At 55.6% G+C, this 15,123-nt stretch carries 15 protein-coding genes; 11 read left to right on the forward strand and 4 right to left on the reverse strand.

The window, feature by feature from the left end:
- Nucleotides 1-47: 47 nt before the first annotated feature.
- The 5 genes from EUU23_RS12690 to EUU23_RS12710 all read left to right on the forward strand — a co-directional run bounded on the left by EUU23_RS12690 (nucleotide 48) and on the right by EUU23_RS12710 (nucleotide 5,527).
- Nucleotides 48-1,037 (forward strand): glycerophosphodiester phosphodiesterase family protein, encoded by a 990-nt coding sequence (locus EUU23_RS12690; RefSeq protein WP_160354439.1) that lies wholly within the window; start codon nucleotides 48-50, stop codon nucleotides 1,035-1,037.
- Nucleotides 1,038-1,102: 65 nt separating this feature from the next.
- The gene (gene ileS, locus EUU23_RS12695) at nucleotides 1,103-4,072 is read left to right on the forward strand and encodes an isoleucine--tRNA ligase (RefSeq protein WP_160354440.1); all 2,970 of its coding nucleotides are present in this window, start codon (nucleotides 1,103-1,105) and stop codon (nucleotides 4,070-4,072) included.
- Between the two features lie 214 nt (nucleotides 4,073-4,286).
- Nucleotides 4,287-4,820, forward strand: coding sequence for a signal peptidase II (gene lspA / locus EUU23_RS12700; protein WP_160354441.1), 534 nt, complete (start codon nucleotides 4,287-4,289; stop codon nucleotides 4,818-4,820).
- A complete protein-coding gene (locus tag EUU23_RS12705; protein WP_160354442.1) occupies nucleotides 4,817-5,068 on the forward strand; it encodes a DUF3035 domain-containing protein in 252 nt (83 codons plus the stop codon). Before lspA ends, EUU23_RS12705 begins: the two co-directional genes overlap by 4 nt.
- 24 nt (nucleotides 5,069-5,092) lie before the next feature.
- Nucleotides 5,093-5,527, forward strand: a complete 435-nt coding sequence (locus EUU23_RS12710) for a DUF3035 domain-containing protein (protein ID WP_160354443.1) — start codon at nucleotides 5,093-5,095, stop codon at nucleotides 5,525-5,527.
- A gap of 14 nt (nucleotides 5,528-5,541) precedes the next feature.
- On the opposite strand, the gene dxs is transcribed toward EUU23_RS12710, so the two are convergent.
- The 3 genes from dxs to EUU23_RS12725 form a co-directional block, all read right to left on the reverse strand.
- Complete coding sequence (dxs, locus tag EUU23_RS12715; RefSeq protein ID WP_160354444.1) at nucleotides 5,542-7,473, reverse strand: 1-deoxy-D-xylulose-5-phosphate synthase; 1,932 nt, start codon at nucleotides 7,471-7,473, stop codon at nucleotides 5,542-5,544.
- A gap of 33 nt (nucleotides 7,474-7,506) precedes the next feature.
- Nucleotides 7,507-7,965, reverse strand: coding sequence for a Fur family transcriptional regulator (locus EUU23_RS12720; protein WP_160354445.1), 459 nt, complete (start codon nucleotides 7,963-7,965; stop codon nucleotides 7,507-7,509).
- A 111-nt stretch (nucleotides 7,966-8,076) separates the two neighbouring features.
- Nucleotides 8,077-9,102, reverse strand: coding sequence for an alcohol dehydrogenase catalytic domain-containing protein (locus tag EUU23_RS12725; protein WP_160354446.1), 1,026 nt, complete (start codon nucleotides 9,100-9,102; stop codon nucleotides 8,077-8,079).
- A gap of 169 nt (nucleotides 9,103-9,271) precedes the next feature.
- On the opposite strand from EUU23_RS12725, the gene EUU23_RS12730 reads away from it, so the two are divergent.
- Nucleotides 9,272-10,192, forward strand: coding sequence for a LysR family transcriptional regulator (locus EUU23_RS12730; protein WP_160354447.1), 921 nt, complete (start codon nucleotides 9,272-9,274; stop codon nucleotides 10,190-10,192).
- A 37-nt stretch (nucleotides 10,193-10,229) separates the two neighbouring features.
- On the opposite strand, the gene EUU23_RS12735 is transcribed toward EUU23_RS12730, so the two are convergent.
- Nucleotides 10,230-10,595 (reverse strand): MerC domain-containing protein, encoded by a 366-nt coding sequence (locus tag EUU23_RS12735; protein WP_246156452.1) that lies wholly within the window; start codon nucleotides 10,593-10,595, stop codon nucleotides 10,230-10,232.
- Nucleotides 10,596-10,759: 164 nt separating this feature from the next.
- On the opposite strand from EUU23_RS12735, the gene EUU23_RS12740 reads away from it, so the two are divergent.
- The 5 genes from EUU23_RS12740 to EUU23_RS12760 all read left to right on the forward strand — a co-directional run bounded on the left by EUU23_RS12740 (nucleotide 10,760) and on the right by EUU23_RS12760 (nucleotide 15,122).
- Complete coding sequence (locus EUU23_RS12740) at nucleotides 10,760-11,821, forward strand: COX15/CtaA family protein (protein ID WP_160354449.1); 1,062 nt, start codon at nucleotides 10,760-10,762, stop codon at nucleotides 11,819-11,821.
- Nucleotides 11,793-12,146: a divalent-cation tolerance protein CutA gene (gene cutA, locus EUU23_RS12745; protein WP_160354450.1), complete on the forward strand. Its 354-nt coding sequence runs from the start codon at nucleotides 11,793-11,795 to the stop codon at nucleotides 12,144-12,146. Before EUU23_RS12740 ends, cutA begins: the two co-directional genes overlap by 29 nt.
- A gap of 180 nt (nucleotides 12,147-12,326) precedes the next feature.
- Nucleotides 12,327-12,806 carry a 50S ribosomal protein L13 gene (rplM, locus tag EUU23_RS12750; protein ID WP_160354451.1) on the forward strand — a complete coding sequence of 160 codons (480 nt, stop codon included), beginning with the start codon at nucleotides 12,327-12,329 and terminating at the stop codon, nucleotides 12,804-12,806.
- Complete coding sequence (gene rpsI, locus EUU23_RS12755; RefSeq protein ID WP_160354452.1) at nucleotides 12,806-13,291, forward strand: 30S ribosomal protein S9; 486 nt, start codon at nucleotides 12,806-12,808, stop codon at nucleotides 13,289-13,291. Before rplM ends, rpsI begins: the two co-directional genes overlap by 1 nt.
- Nucleotides 13,292-13,475: 184 nt before the next feature.
- Nucleotides 13,476-15,122, forward strand: coding sequence for a methyl-accepting chemotaxis protein (locus tag EUU23_RS12760; RefSeq protein ID WP_160354453.1), 1,647 nt, complete (start codon nucleotides 13,476-13,478; stop codon nucleotides 15,120-15,122).
- The last annotated feature ends 1 nt before the right edge of the window (nucleotide 15,123 follow it).

The following is a 15,123-nucleotide window of genomic DNA, read 5'->3' on the forward strand; positions in this document are numbered from 1 at the left end:
ACACAAAGACACAAAGACTCAAAGAAGAAGGATAAAGGGATTTTAAGGTGAAACTATCCCGTACCAAAAAGCGTATATTGGGGGTTGTTGCCCTAATCCTCGTCGGGCTGTCTTTGTTGAACGCGAGCTGGCTGGCACCGACGCCCGTCGGTAAGCCAAAGTTGATCGCCCATCGCGGCGTCTATCATCTCTATGACAAGCGCGCCGCCTTTGGCCGCGACACCTGCACCGCCCGCTTCATCAACCCGCCCGATCATGAGGTGTTCGAAAACACCGTGCCGTCGATCCAGATGGCGGCGGGATTGGGCGGCGATCTGGTCGAAATTGACGTCGCGCCGACTAAAGATGGCAAAATGGTGCTGTTCCATGACTGGACCGTGGATTGCCGCACCAATGGCAAGGGCGAGACGCGCGATCTGACACTTGCCGAACTCAAGGCGCTCGACATCGGCTATGGCTACACGGCCGATGACGGCAAGACATTCCCCCTACGCGGCAAGGGTGTAGGACAGATTCCGACCGTCGAGGAAGCGCTTGCCGCGCTGCCGTCGCGTCCCTTGCTGTTCAATTTCAAATCCAAGGATGCAGGCGAAGCCGACCAGCTTTTCGCCATCTTGAAGGCCTCGGGCCGGGATTATGAAAAGCTGGGCGATGCCTTTTATGGTGCAACCGGCCCCGTCACCCGCATCCGCCAATTGGCGCCGAAAAACTGGGCGTTCGACCTGAAGGGCGAGGCGCAGAAATGCACGAAGGATTATGTCGCCTATGGCTGGACGGGCATCATTCCGGAAAGCTGCCACAATGGGGTGCTCGTCATTCCGATCAATTACCAATGGATCATGTGGGGCTGGCCCAACCGCCTGATCGCCCGCATGGAATCGGTGGGTGCAAGGGTCATCGTGATGGGGCCGTTCGAAAGCGGGAAGTCCAACGCAGGCCTGACCGATGTGCACCAGCTCGGCAAGATTGCCGGAACCTTTAACGGCTATATCTGGATCGAGGATATTTGGGGCATTGGCCCTGCGTTAAAGAAGTGAAATCGGACCCTGAAACAAGTTCAGGGTGACGAAAGGCAATTTGTTGCGCTAAGGGCGCTTTCAATATGACTGAACCAGTAGATTATCGCGATACCGTCTTCCTGCCGAAGACCGATTTCCCCATGAAGGCTGGCCTTCCGCAGAAGGAACCGGTCATCCTTGCCCGTTGGCAGGAGCAGCGCCTCTATGAAGAGCTACGCAACCGCCGTCGTGGACGCGAAAAGTTCATCCTGCATGATGGCCCGCCTTATGCGAATGGCGACATGCACATCGGCCATGCGCTGAACCATATCCTGAAAGATACGGTCGTTCGGACGCAGACATTGCTCGGCAAGGATGCGCCCTATGTTCCCGGCTGGGATTGCCACGGCCTGCCCATCGAATGGAAGGTCGAGGAGCAATATCGCAAGAAAAAGCTGAACAAGGATGATGTCGATCCCGTCGAGTTCCGCGCCGAATGCCGGGCCTATGCGCAACATTGGGTCGATACGCAGCGCGAGCAGCTGAAACGGCTGGGCATTAATGGCGATTGGGATAATCCCTATCTGACCATGGATTTCCAGGCCGAGGCGACCATCGTTTCGGAACTGTTGAAGTTCGCCGAAAGCGGTCAGCTTTATCGGGGTGCGAAACCAGTGATGTGGTCGCCGGTCGAAAAAACCGCCTTGGCCGAGGCCGAGGTGGAATATGAGGATATTGTCTCGACTCAGATTGATGTGGCGTTCGAGATTGTCGAAAGCCCTATCCCCGAATTGGTCGGCGCGCATGCGGTGATCTGGACGACGACGCCGTGGACGATTCCGGTGAACCAAGCTTTGGCTTATGGACCGGATGTTGAGTATCGCCTTACCCAAATCAGCGGATTGGCGGGCCATCCCCATCCGGAACACACCGGAAAGTCCGTTCTCGTCGCCGTTGAACTAATTGCTCAACTAGAACAGCGTTGGGCTTGCTCGCTACAGCCATTGATCGGCCATGTATCAAGGACGTTCAAAGGCTCCGACCTAGCCGGAACCATCGTTCGCCACCCGATGAACCATCTCGGCGGTTTCTTTGCCAAGCCGCGTCCGATGCTCGCCGGCGATTTTGTCACGACCGACAGTGGCACCGGGCTTGTCCATATGTCGCCCGATCACGGTGAAGACGACTTCGATCTTTGCAAGGCGAACGGTATCGATCCGGTTTTCGCGGTCGAGGGCGACGGCAAATATCGCGCCGACTGGCTCTGGCTGGGCGGCGAGGGCAGCGTCATCAATCCCAAATTCAACGCACCCGATGGCCCGATCTGCACCGCGCTGCGCGAAGCGGGCGGCTTGCTCGCGGCTTCGGCGGATTACAAGCACAGCTATCCGCATAGCTGGCGGTCAAAGGCCAAGGTCATCTACCGCTGCACGCCGCAATGGTTCGTGCCGATGGACAAGCAACTCCCCTCCCGCTTGCGGGAGGGGCCGGGGGAGGGTGAGTCTGACTCTGCTCTGGCCGCGACACACCCCCCCAGTGCGGCCTTTGGCTCTGTCCGGGGGGCAGAGCTGCCGCACTCCGTCCCCGCAAGCGGGGTGGGAACCACCCTGCGCGACACCGCCACCGAGGCCATCGCGGCCACGCGTTTCATCCCCGAAAAAGGCCGCAACCGGCTGTCGTCGATGGTCGAAGGTCGCCCCGACTGGGTGCTGAGCCGCCAGCGCGCCTGGGGCGTTCCGATCACCTTGTTTGTCGACCGCAAGTCCGGGCAGTATCTGAACGACCCTGCCGTCAACGCGCGGATTGTCGCCGGTGTGCGGGAATCGGGTGTGGATGCCTGGAGCGAGGATCGGGCGCAGGAATATCTGGGCAGCGATTATGCTCTCGCGGATTATGAACGCGTGACCGACATTCTCGACGTCTGGTTCGATTCGGGCTGCACCCATGTGTTTACGCTGGAAAGCGGGCGCTGGCCCGACCTGCAATGGCCTGCCGACCTCTATCTGGAGGGAAGCGACCAGCATCGCGGCTGGTTCCAGTCCTCACTGCTGCAAAGCTGCGGCACGCGCGGGCGTGCGCCATATAATGCGGTGCTGACGCACGGCTTTACGATGGACCAAAAGGGCATGAAAATGTCCAAGTCGCTCGGCAACACAATCAACCCGCTCGACCTGATGCGCGACAGCGGCGCGGATATCTTGCGGCTGTGGGCGCTGACCGTGGACTTCACCGAGGACCACCGGATCGGCAAGGAAATCCTGCAGGGCGTGTCCGACCAGTATCGCAAATTGCGTAACACCTTCCGCTATCTGCTCGGCGCGCTCGAAGGGTTTTCGGATGCTGAAAAGGTCGCCGTTTCGGACATGCCGGAACTGGAGCGCTACATTTTGAACCAGTTGTTCCATTTGGATTGCAACATTAGAACTGCGATCGGGCAATTTGATTTTAATGGTTATGTCCGGGATTTAACGAATTTTTGTAATGAAGACCTGAGCCGCTACTTTTTTGACGTCCGTAAAGATTGCCTTTATTGCGACGACCCTGCGGACCTGAAACGCCGCAGCTATCGAACAGTACTCGATACATTGTTTCACGCGCTGGTGCGTTATGCTTCACCGGTGCTTGTGTTTACTTCAGAAGAAGCTTGGCAATCTCGTTTTCCAGATGAAGAAAGTGTGCACCTTCAGGAATTGCCATTGGCTTCTTATGGCTTACATGATCCCGAGATCAGCCAGTTCTTCCAGTTTTACAATTTGGCTAGACAGGACATTCTTGAGGCGATTGAGCCACTGCGCCGGGAAAAAATCGTCGGTTCAAGTCTTGAGGCAGTAGTTTCCTATTCTGGAGCAGCACTGGCGCAAGAGTTGAATCATATTGAGCCATTGAATGCAGAATTGCTTGCCGAACTCGCCATGGTTGAACGTGTCGATTTCAATAACGATGCAATTACACCGGGTTTGATTGTCGTCACCAAAACCACAAACCACAAATGCGGTCGCTGCTGGCGGCATTTGCCCGAAGTTACCGAGGATGGCGCGCTGTGCGGGCGGTGCGAGGATGTGGTCAATGGCTGACAATCTTCTTCGCGCCTTCGCGTCTTCGCGCGAACAATATATATTTGGTTCGCGCAAAGACGCGAAGACACGAAGATTTCCCATTCGCCGTCATCCTGAACTTGTTTCAGGATCTTACTTTCAACGGAGCAGCATTCAGACCCTGAAACAAGTTCAGGGTGACGATGCGGGGTTTGAGGGTGACGGCTTAAGGTTCGCGCGTTAAGGGACGATCATGAATCCAAACCCCAAATTTCGCCTGCAGGGCATCATGCTTGCCAGTCTGGTCTTCATCGCTGACCAGATTGTCAAATATATCATGCTAGGCCCGTTGCAGCTGCAAAGCAGGGGGGTGATCCATATCATTTCCTTTTTCGACCTGCGCTATGCGGAAAACCGCGGCGTATCGATGAGCTTTCTGACCGCCGACAGCGATGCGGAGCGGTGGGCGCTGGTGGCTTTGACATTGGCGATAGCAGGTGGCGTTGCGGTGTGGATGTGGCGTGAAAAGCAGCGCGGCGACATGCTGGCACTATCGCTTGTTTTAGGCGGCGCGCTGGGCAATATTGTGGATCGGGTGCGTTATGGCTATGTCGTTGATTATGCAGACTTGCATTTCGGTAATTTCCGGCCTTTTTATATATTCAATATGGCCGATGCCGCGATCACCATCGGTGTGCTGATATTGCTTGCCCGCGCCTTCCTGATGCGCGAAAGGGAAACCGTTCAGGAACCGGCAAGCAGCGCGGAAATAGTGGAGAGATTATGAAGCGGAAACCTATCCTGATTTTAGCGAGCTTCGCTTTCGCCACTTTGGCAGGTTGCGGGTCCACTGGAATATTGGACCGGCAGCGGCCCGACGAATTCGCAGTGACGCGGTCAAAGCCAATCGAAGTACCCGCCAAATTCACATTGCCAGCGCCCACGCCCAATGCACCCCGGCCGCAGGATGGCGATACCAAGGAACAGGTCATCGATGCCATATTTGGTGACACTGCACCTGCGCCACGGCCGTAATCCGTGCCAGTGAGGATATTGAAAATGAAAAAGAAACTGCTTCTGGCCACCTGCTTTTCAGCGATCATTTCCCTGTCCGGCTGTGCCTCGATGGATAAAGCAGGTGTTGAGTTATGGAATTGGGACATTCGCGGTAATCAGCCTGTGGTTGCCGAAACCGGTCGGGCGGCACCCTTGGTCGTGCCCCCTGATTTTGCACTTGAACCAACTCAGGCGATTGCAGCGCGGCCCCAGGAATCGGGTCAGGAACAGGTTTTGGAGGCCATGTTTGGTGGCTCGGCCCAGCGTTCGGCTGCGGAAAGAGCAATTTCGACCACATCTGGGGCTGCAGAAATGGGGATCCGTTCGTCGGTCGGTGATCCGCAGACAATGACGGTGAACAAAGGCACGATTACGCGCGATATCATCGCTGCCCCTGAAGGGGACGGACAAAATGCACAGGCCGTTATTCCGCGCTGACTTTTACGCGGATTTTATGCTCTAACGCCGGCTTCCTCCACTCCTGCGCTATTGTGGCGTAGCGCTTTAAGGACGGTTTCGACAATTTGGGGCGCGTTAAGGCCTGCCTCATCATATTGTTTTTGCGGATTATCATGTTCCTGAAAAATATCGGGCAGGCGCATCGTCCGGATCTTCAATCCCGTGTCCATGAGGCCCAGATCGCTGGCCAATGTCAGCACATGTGCGCCAAGGCCGCCAATCGAGGCTTCTTCGACCGTGATGATAACGTCATGGGTCGCGATTAAATGCCGGATCAGATTTTCGTCGAGCGGCTTGACAAAACGCAGGTCGGCAACCGTGGTGCTAAGACCCTTGGCGTCGAGCGTATCGGCAGCCTTTAACGCTTCGGCAAGGCGTGTGCCCAAAGAAAGAATGGCGACTTTTTTTCCTTCGCGCACGATCCGGCCTTTGCCGATATCGAGGCGCTCTGGCACCGCAGGTAACGCAACGCCCGTGCCATTGCCGCGTGGATAGCGGAATGCGATAGGCCCGCTGTCATGGCAGGCCGCAGTATAGGTCATATGAACCAGTTCTGCTTCGTCGGACGGTGACATCACCACCATATTGGGCAGCGTCGCCAGATAGGCGAGATCGAACGCGCCTGCATGGGTACTGCCGTCCGCACCGACCAGACCGGCGCGGTCAATTGCAAAGCGCACGGGCAAATTTTGGATCGCGACATCATGAACGACCTGATCATAGGCGCGTTGGAGAAAGGTCGAGTAAATCGCGCAGAAAGGCCGCATGCCTTGGGCTGCAAGGCCAGCGGCAAAGGTAACGCCGTGCTGTTCGGCGATCCCTACGTCAAAGCTGCGGTCCGGATGGGCTAATGCGAATTTGTCAACTCCCGTACCCGAGGGCATGGCAGCGGTAATCGCGCAGATTGTGGGGTCGCTATCGGCCAGCTTGGCCAGCGTTTCGCCAAAAACATTCTGATATGCCGGCGGGCCGCCACCCGGTCCCTTGTCCTGTTTACCGGTGATGACATCAAATTTGACGACACCATGATATTTGTCGTCAGCAGCTTCGGCCGGGGCATATCCTTTGCCCTTTTGCGTTACCACATGAACGAGCACGGGGCCCTCAGCATTGTCACGAACATTTTCAAGAACGGGGATCAACTGTTCAAGATTATGGCCATCAATCGGCCCGACATAATAGAAGCCCAGCTCTTCAAACAAGGTGCCGCCCATGGCCATGCCGCGCGCATATTCCTCCGCCTTTGCAGCGGCATTGTGGATTCGGCGCGATAGCCTTTTGGCAAGTTTGCTCGCCAGACTGCGGAGGCCCAGATATTCGCTGGAGGATACAAGACGCGACAAATATGCGGACAGGCCACCAACCGGCGGTGCGATCGACATGTCGTTATCGTTGAGAATGACGACCAACCGGTTGCCCGCGGCCTGCGCGTTGTTCATCGCTTCATAGGCCATGCCCGCGCTCATCGCTCCGTCACCGATAACCGCGATTGCCTTGCCGGGTTTGCCCGCCATCTTGTTGGCTACCGCAAAGCCGAGCGCGGCAGAAATTGAAGTCGAGCTGTGCGCGGCGCCGAACGGGTCATATTCGCTTTCGGTCCGCTTGGTGAACCCCGATAGCCCGCCGCCCGTCCGCAATGTGCGAATTCTATCGCGGCGGCCTGTCAATATCTTGTGCGGATAGCATTGGTGGCCGACATCCCAGATCAGCCTGTCATCCGGTGTGTTGAACACATAGTGGATGGCGGTCGTCAGTTCGACCACGCCCAACCCTGCACCAAGATGCCCGCCCGTCACTGAAACGGCAGAGATGGTTTCGGCACGAAGTTCGTCGGCGAGTTGGCGAAGCTGCGATACCTGAAGCTCGCGAAGATCGGCGGGTATCTTTACCGTGTCGAGCAACGGCGTGTCTGGAACATGGGTCATAGAATATCGTGATAGCGGGTAAATTTTACCGTGTCAGTCACAATCAGCGCATTTCCCGCGCACCTCGATTACGGGTCGGACCTGTGCAAAACCCGCACCTTCGGCCGCGGCCCTGACATTATTGGTCAGCTTATCATCATCAATATGCGTTGCTGTCCCGCAATTATCGCAGATCAGGAAAATGCAGTCGTGCAAGCAACCGGGATGGGAATTTGCAAGATAGGCGTTGGCGCTTTCGACACGGCGGGCAAGGTTGGTCGCGACAAATAAATCCAAAATACGGTAAACACTGTTCGGTGCCACGCGCTTGCCACGCTTTTGGGATACAAGATCGGCAATGTCATAGGCCGAGGCCGGCTTTTCGAATGTCGCCAGCACGTCAAAAATGTCGGCACGCATGTCTGTCCATTGCTCGCCCGCGCCGATAAGCGCGTTCTGGGCGGCTGCGGCGAGGGAAGCGCCCTCATGTTCGTGATGATGATGTATTGCCATGAACTGAATTTAGGCGGTCACTGAGCCATAAGCAAGCTCTGGCTTGAGCCAGAGCCGGGCTGCGAGCTCGCCCACACTGCCGCCGATATCTGTGCGTTCACAACATGTGGGTCAATCGGGCGTAAACACAAGCTTCGGTCCACTATCTGTCATGGCATCGGCGGCCTGGGCAAAGGGCACAATCTTGTGTGTGATATGTTCCGGATGCAATTTACCGCAGGCCATGCACCCAAGAACGTCCGGAAGCCAGTTTCGTGCGCTGGCGCGGCTGGTATGAAATGTCAGCCCCCTATAATAGGCTTGCATCAACGGCACCGGGGTTGTCGAACCGAAATGCATGGCAACGCTTGTTAAAATGGCATTCGGTCGGCACGAGCGCATCGCAAAGGCAAGCGCATCTGGTGAACCTGCTGCCTCAACAACAATTTCAAAAAGCTCATCCGGCTCGCGCCCTTGCCCTAGATTCAAAGGTTCGGCGGCGGCCCCCATCTGCTTGGCAAGTTCACAATTGGCCCTGTTGTCGTCCAGATATAGAACGCGGCCTGCCCCCAAAGCAACTGCGGCGCCTGCTGCATATAATCCAACGCTTTGGGCCAGTCCGCCGACGATCAGGACGGTGGCTGCGGGATATTGTGCAAGCTGGGGGGCAACTGCACGCCAACCATCAGGAATATTGTCGGCAGCGCTCGCCGCTGTAAGCGGGTCTATCCCGTGCGGAAGCGGAACCAGCATGAAGTCTGCAAAAGGCACGCGGATCGCGTCGGACAGTGCACCGCCATATTCGACACGCCCGCCGCCAAGTCCAAAGGAAGAATAGGCAGGAACAGCCTCGCATGAAGCGGTAAAGCCGCGTCGGCACGATGTGCAGGATCCGCAACTGATCTGGAATGGGACAACAACATGTTGTCCCGGCGTCACATTCGCGCGGCTTCCCGCGTCGATTACTTCGCCGACCATTTCATGGCCAAAGGCGAACGGACCCGGGAAGGGTACAGCACCGGTCGCGATGTAAAGATCAAGGTCGCACCGTGCGACAGCCAACGGACGGACAATTGCGTCGGTCTCGCTCTGGATTTTCGGCGCAGGAACGTCATGCCATTCAAAACAATTTGGCCGGATAAAGGTCAATTGGCGCATAATCGAGTGTCTCCCTTCGTGGTGGCCAAGGCAGGAGACAGGCTGCAAGTACGGAGCCAACGCGTAAAACACAGCATAGACAAACTTCCCTTCTGCGCGCCAATGTTCAGCATTGCGGTAAATAATCAAATGCGCGATATTGCAAAACAGATGGCTATTTTCGCAAAGCATGCTTGATCCCCGTGATCTGGATGATCTGATCGCCATTTGGCGTTCAGGGTCATTAAGTGCAGCCGCAAAAAGGCGCGGGGTTGCGATTTCGACGGTATCGCGAAGGGTGGAATCGCTGGAAATCGCCCTGAGACTTCGGCTGATCGACCGTCAGGCAAAAGGTACAAGGCTGACCGCCTTTGGTGAACAAATTGCAATGGCGGCAGAGCCTGTTTCGGATCAGCTTGCGCGGGTCAGTCGACTTGCGGATAATTTGCGGAGTGAAAGCGGCACACTTCCTGTAACATTATCTGCGACGGAATTTGTCATTTCAGATATTCTAGCACCCGCCTTGCCTTCGTTATTCGCACAGAGTGCACATTTCCCGGTGCATCTGCAATCGCGCAGCGATGTTGTCAGTCTTGCCGCGCGGGATGCGGACATAGCGATACGCATGTCGCGGCCCGATGGGGCCAGCCTCATCATTCGCAAATTGCCCGCTCTTCAGCTCGGTTTATTTGCCTCATGCGACTATCTTGATAATAGGCCAGTCGCGCAGATCGATGTGATGCGTGAACGGCTTATGATTTATGATGATAGCTATGGGCGTTTGCCGGAACTTGCATGGATTGACGAACTCGGTTTGCGCCCTGCCGTTGCGATGCGGACGGGAAGCACAAGGGCGCTGATGTCCGCTGCGCTTTCGGGCGCTGGTATCGCCTTGTTACCTATTGCCATTGCACAACGCGAAGGCGGATTGATCCAAATTCCGACAAGGCATGTACCCCCGGCCCGAACACCCTGGCTAATTGTCCATAGGGATCTGCGTCGTCAGCCAAGCATTCGGGCAGTTCATAATTGGGTGCTGTCCACCTTCACCACACTTGTTGGCGCCTCGACGACTATATTTATGAGTTCAAGGCCCAGGATGGGGTATTGAAGGTCCTGGCCTGAGTACACGGCCTGTGCTGTTGAACTTAATTCGACGCGCGATGATTAAGGTCGTGGCCGAGTGCCAGAATGGCAACGCCCATGACCGTCCATAATATCTCGGTCGTGCCGTGGGGAATGGTGAGGGCACCAGCCATCATGCCGATGCCCAACGCGCCAATTGCAGCGGGCATGACAAAACCATGGTCCCACAAACCCTTGCCCAATGCGAGCATGCCGAAAATGATCGCCAGAAATAGACCGACCTCATGGATGACAGGATCAAGAAGCAGGCCACCAGCCGAAGCGAGAAATACGAGCAGAACGGACGTCGCCAGACAGTGGATCAGACAAAGCCCCGCGATGCTCAAGCCGAGCCCGTCCCAACGCCATTTTGTCCATACCTGTGTCATAGCCCGGCCTAATGGCATGATTCGCTGCACGTTACAACATATCATTTGCCGGTTGCGGCGAAATTTATACCGTTTCATTTTCGCAACTGGGATGGCTTAGAAAGCAACAGGGCGGGTGATAACCGCTCTTGCCAGCGATGCCTTGTCCGCGCATATCGCCCGTCATGCCTATACCCGTTGACGCAGATCCGATTAAACTAAACTCGACAGCAAGACCCGAAGCTTTGGTCAAATGGCTTTTGGCCGTTGCGGTGCTGGTGTTTGCGATGGTGGTGGTTGGCGGCATCACGCGGCTGACTGAATCCGGACTTTCAATTACCGAATGGAAGCCGATTGCCGGAACGCTACCGCCCCTGAATGAAGCGGCTTGGGTGTCTGAGTTTGAGAAATACAAGAAGATTCCCGAATATACCGAAATCAGCGGTCCAGCCGGTATGACGCTGGCGCAATTCAAGTTCATTTACTTTTGGGAATGGATTCATCGGTTATTGGGCCGCATCATCGGCCTTGCATTCGCGCTCCCCCTTGCCTGGTTTTGGCTAAAACAGGCCATTCCTGCGGGGTATAAACCCCGCTTGCTGGCACTTCTGGCGCTCGGTGGATTGCAAGGGACAATTGGCTGGTGGATGGTCTCTTCGGGCCTTTCGGCACGCACGGACGTCAGCCATTACCGTTTGGCGACGCATCTTTTGACGGCGCTGTTCATTCTTGGCGGACTGGTCTGGACGGCGCTGGATTTAAAGGCATATGCAAAGGATTCGGCAGCATCAGCGGCAAAGCTTACCGGATTTTCCGTGTCGATCATCGGTATTTTGTTCGTTCAGTTGCTATTTGGCGCATGGGTGGCAGGTCTAAATGCCGGTTATGTTTCAAATAGTTGGCCGTTGATGAATGACCAATTTATACCGGCTGGAATTGATACGGCAAAGGGCGTGTCTTATGCCCTTGTGAACGATCCCTTCTTAACCCATTTTGTGCACCGTTGGTGGGCATGGGTCGTGGTAATAGCCTTGATCATGCTTGCACGCAGAACCAAAGCGGCCGGGGTGCGTCCTGCGTCCATCGCCATCCACAGCGCCTTTGGGGTGCAGATTTTGCTGGGCATCGCAACGGTAATGACTGGCGTGAACATTGTTCTTGCCGTTTTGCATCAGGCCGTCGGCGCGTTGCTCGTGGTGGCAACGGTATGGGGCGCGCATGCCATCGGTCGTAAAAATGGCGCATAAAGACCGAAAAAGCGATGTCGCTTTGATATATGCCGTTTTCCCGACCGCAGGCGAAGGGCATGACATGTGTCGAACATTATTATCGGAACGGCTTATTGCCAGTGCCAACCGTTTTCCGATGGTGATTTCCCACTTTCGCTGGGACGGTGAGATTGAGGCGAAAGAAGAGCATCCCGTTCTTTTCAAAACCAGCCCGGCCAAGGCAGAGGTCGCATTGCAAAGGATTGCTGCGTTGCACCGTTATGATGTGCCCGCCGTCGTCAGGGTTTCAACCGAAGGGGCCTGTTCCGCTTTCGCTGATTGGGTCGCATCCGAAACGATGTGAACGTTTCTTGTAAATGGCGCCCACAAGGAAAGGCGATTGCTATATGGTATTATTATACCCGTCGCGAAACCCTTGCTTTTGCTTGACTATAACCCAGTTCATCGCCATTAGCCCCGCTTCGCGACCAGGATTATATGATTCTGGGCACATGTTTACAAAATCCGAAAGGTTCGATTAGCGATGAAAACGCTATCCAGAGTTACGAAATCGATCCGTCCACAGGACGTTGAGAAATCGTGGATCCTCATTGATGCAGAAGGCTTGGTCGTTGGCCGCGTTGCCAGCATCATCGCCAATATCCTGCGTGGCAAGACCAAGCCTAGCTATACCCCGCACGTCGATTGCGGTGACCATGTCATCGTCATCAACGCCGACAAGGTGAAGTTCACGGGTAAGAAGCTGTCCGACAAGGTCTATTATCGCCACACCGGTTATATCGGCGGAATCAAAGGCATCACCGCAGGAAAAGTGCTTGAAGGCAAATTCCCAGAGCGCGTTCTTGAAAAGGCGGTCGAACGCATGGTTCCTCGCGGTCCTTTGGGCCGCGCCCAGATGCGCGCCCTGCATTTGTACAATGGCACTGAACATCCGCATGATGGCCAGCAGCCCAAGACGCTCGACGTCGCTTCCATGAACCGCAAGAACAAGGTGGGTGCATAATGTCCGATACCGCAAATACACTCGCCGATCTCGAAACCTTGGGCGTCGAAGCGCCAGTTCAGATTGCCGCGATTATCCGCGAACAGGAAATCGACGCGCAAGGTCGGGCCTATGCCACCGGACGTCGTAAGGATGCTGTAGCACGCGTATGGCTAAAGCCCGGAACCGGAAAGATTGTTGTCAATGGCCGCGACCAGGAAGTGTATTTTGCACGTCCGTCGCTTCGTCTTGTCATCAATCAGCCATTTGGCGTGACCGAACGGACGGGTCAGTATGATGTTATCGCAACCGTTAAAGGTGGCGGTCTTTCGGGCCAGGCTGGTGCCGTTAAGCACGGTATCGCCCAGGCTTTGTCGAAATATGAACCTCTGCTCCGCAGCGCAGTCAAGGCCGAAGGCTTCCTGACCCGTGATAGCCGTACCGTCGAACGTAAGAAATACGGTAAGGCCAAGGCGCGCAAGAGCTTCCAGTTCTCGAAGCGTTAAGCGTTTCAGCGCACGGGGCGGGCAAAGTTCCGGCCTGCTGGAGAAAAAAAGGCGGTCCTTTCGGGGCCGCCTTTTTTGCGCCCGTGCTTCGTCAGCGGGCAATTTGGGACCTAAGCCGTGGTTTACGGCTGATTTACCATTAGCTTCTATGCTGAACTACGGAAATTCCCCTCGGAACTATTGCATGAGCCATTTGCGCCATTTGAAAGACATGTTCGCATTCTTCACCGACCTTCAGGGTGAATGGGCGATATTGCGTCGGTCTGCGCGCATTGAAAATCGCCAACTGATGCTGGCGCAATTGCAAGCCGTGGGGCGCTCGCACGTCGCTGCTTTTCTTTCCGGGATGGCAGCGATGTGGCCTGCGCTCGGTATATTATGGTTTGGCGGCGCCAAGACCGATTTTGCCCCATATTGCGCGCCGCTCTATACGATTGCCATGATTGTCGGCTACCGCGTCCATGTGCGGATAAAGGACTATTCGATCGATGCTGATCCGGATGGGTATTACCTGCTTTTTCTGCGACGTCTGTTTATACTGCAAGTGTCTGTCGTATCATTTAGCTGGGTACTTCTGCTCGCCGATATCTGGAGCTATCATCAGGACATCGGGCTTGTAGTTGCCAGCGCCATGACATTTGGCCTGCTGGCGATTGGTACGCTCATTTATTTGTGCCTGCCAGCGGCCATGGTGATGTGGCTAAGCATTTTGACCATCGGCAGCGGCATATCGGCGACATATTCGGGCATCGCTATGCCTTGGTTTTTTTACGCAGGCATAGCTCTGGTTGGATTTACGCTCCATCGCGTGGCGATGATGCAATGGCGTTCGTTCATGCATTCGCTGGATGAAGCGCAAAGTTTTGCCCGGCAGCAAGAGAGCTTTTTTGCTGCCGAACAGGAGAGACTCGCAGCATTGGAGGCCGAGCGCCGCAACACCGGCGTTGCCCGAAATGAAGAACGGATTCATGCTGAAAATGTGCAGCGTCAGGCGATGGCTGCGCTTGCCAACGAATTTGAACATTCGGTTCATGCGATTATCGATGTCATGGAATCTGCAGTACGCGCGGTGGGCGAATCTTCGCAACAATTGGCCGCCATCGGTACGCAAACATTAGAGCGAACAGATGCCATGGCAGATATGGCCTCTAACATGAGCGTCGCTATTCAGATGGTAGCGGCGGCGACGCGGCAATTGAGCGAATCTTCGGACGCAATATCCCATCAGGTGCATGATCAGGTCACCGCATCCGAGGCGGCAACCAAAAGCAGCAAGCAAGGCAGCGGAGTAATGGCGCATCTGGCTGGTGAAGCGGAAAAAATCGGCGAAATTGCCGCCATGATCCAGGATGTTGCGGGAAAAACCAATCTTCTGGCGTTGAATGCAACCATTGAAGCCGCCCGTGCCGGCGATGCCGGACGTGGCTTTGCCGTAGTTGCTCAGGAAGTAAAGAGCCTCGCCAACCAGACCCACGGCGCCATTGGATCGGTAACCTCGACGGTAACAACTATCAAGGACCAGATGGACAGTGCCGCCCGGATGGTGGGCTCGGTCGCCCATAAAATGACGCAAGTACAGCAGGGTGCAAACAACATTGCCACGGCGATCACCCAGCAACAGGCGGCAACCCGGGACATTAGTGATCACGCCCAGCACGCCGCTCAGGATGCGGAGCATGTCCGCGAATTCAGTAAAGAAGTAAATGTCGCAGCAGTGCAAGTGGGCGAGGTTGCAGACGAAATGCAACATGTGATGTCCGGTCTGGAAAACCGCGCAGCTGCCCTGCGTGAAGCCAGTCGAAATTTCCTCGACCGTCTTAGAGCGGCCTAAG

It is taken from the genome of Sphingorhabdus profundilacus, assembly GCF_009769755.1.
In the GTDB taxonomy this organism is placed as follows: domain Bacteria; phylum Pseudomonadota; class Alphaproteobacteria; order Sphingomonadales; family Sphingomonadaceae; genus Sphingorhabdus_B; species Sphingorhabdus_B profundilacus.

Excerpts from the sequence above, each read along its gene's own strand:
- ileS (WP_160354440.1), top strand. The coding sequence starts at position 1,103 with ATGACTGAACCAGTAGATTATCGCGATACCGTCTTCCTGCCGAAGACC.
- lspA (WP_160354441.1), top strand. The coding sequence starts at position 4,287 with ATGAATCCAAACCCCAAATTTCGCCTGCAGGGCATCATGCTTGCCAGT.
- EUU23_RS12705 (WP_160354442.1), top strand. The coding sequence starts at position 4,817 with ATGAAGCGGAAACCTATCCTGATTTTAGCGAGCTTCGCTTTCGCCACT.
- EUU23_RS12710 (WP_160354443.1), top strand. The coding sequence starts at position 5,093 with ATGAAAAAGAAACTGCTTCTGGCCACCTGCTTTTCAGCGATCATTTCC.
- dxs (WP_160354444.1), bottom strand. The coding sequence starts at position 7,473 with ATGACCCATGTTCCAGACACGCCGTTGCTCGACACGGTAAAGATACCC.
- EUU23_RS12720 (WP_160354445.1), bottom strand. The coding sequence starts at position 7,965 with ATGGCAATACATCATCATCACGAACATGAGGGCGCTTCCCTCGCCGCA.
- EUU23_RS12725 (WP_160354446.1), bottom strand. The coding sequence starts at position 9,102 with ATGCGCCAATTGACCTTTATCCGGCCAAATTGTTTTGAATGGCATGAC.
- EUU23_RS12730 (WP_160354447.1), top strand. The coding sequence starts at position 9,272 with ATGCTTGATCCCCGTGATCTGGATGATCTGATCGCCATTTGGCGTTCA.
- EUU23_RS12735 (WP_246156452.1), bottom strand. The coding sequence starts at position 10,595 with ATGACACAGGTATGGACAAAATGGCGTTGGGACGGGCTCGGCTTGAGC.
- EUU23_RS12740 (WP_160354449.1), top strand. The coding sequence starts at position 10,760 with ATGCCTATACCCGTTGACGCAGATCCGATTAAACTAAACTCGACAGCA.
- cutA (WP_160354450.1), top strand. The coding sequence starts at position 11,793 with ATGCCATCGGTCGTAAAAATGGCGCATAAAGACCGAAAAAGCGATGTC.
- rplM (WP_160354451.1), top strand. The coding sequence starts at position 12,327 with ATGAAAACGCTATCCAGAGTTACGAAATCGATCCGTCCACAGGACGTT.
- rpsI (WP_160354452.1), top strand. The coding sequence starts at position 12,806 with ATGTCCGATACCGCAAATACACTCGCCGATCTCGAAACCTTGGGCGTC.
- EUU23_RS12760 (WP_160354453.1), top strand. The coding sequence starts at position 13,476 with ATGAGCCATTTGCGCCATTTGAAAGACATGTTCGCATTCTTCACCGAC.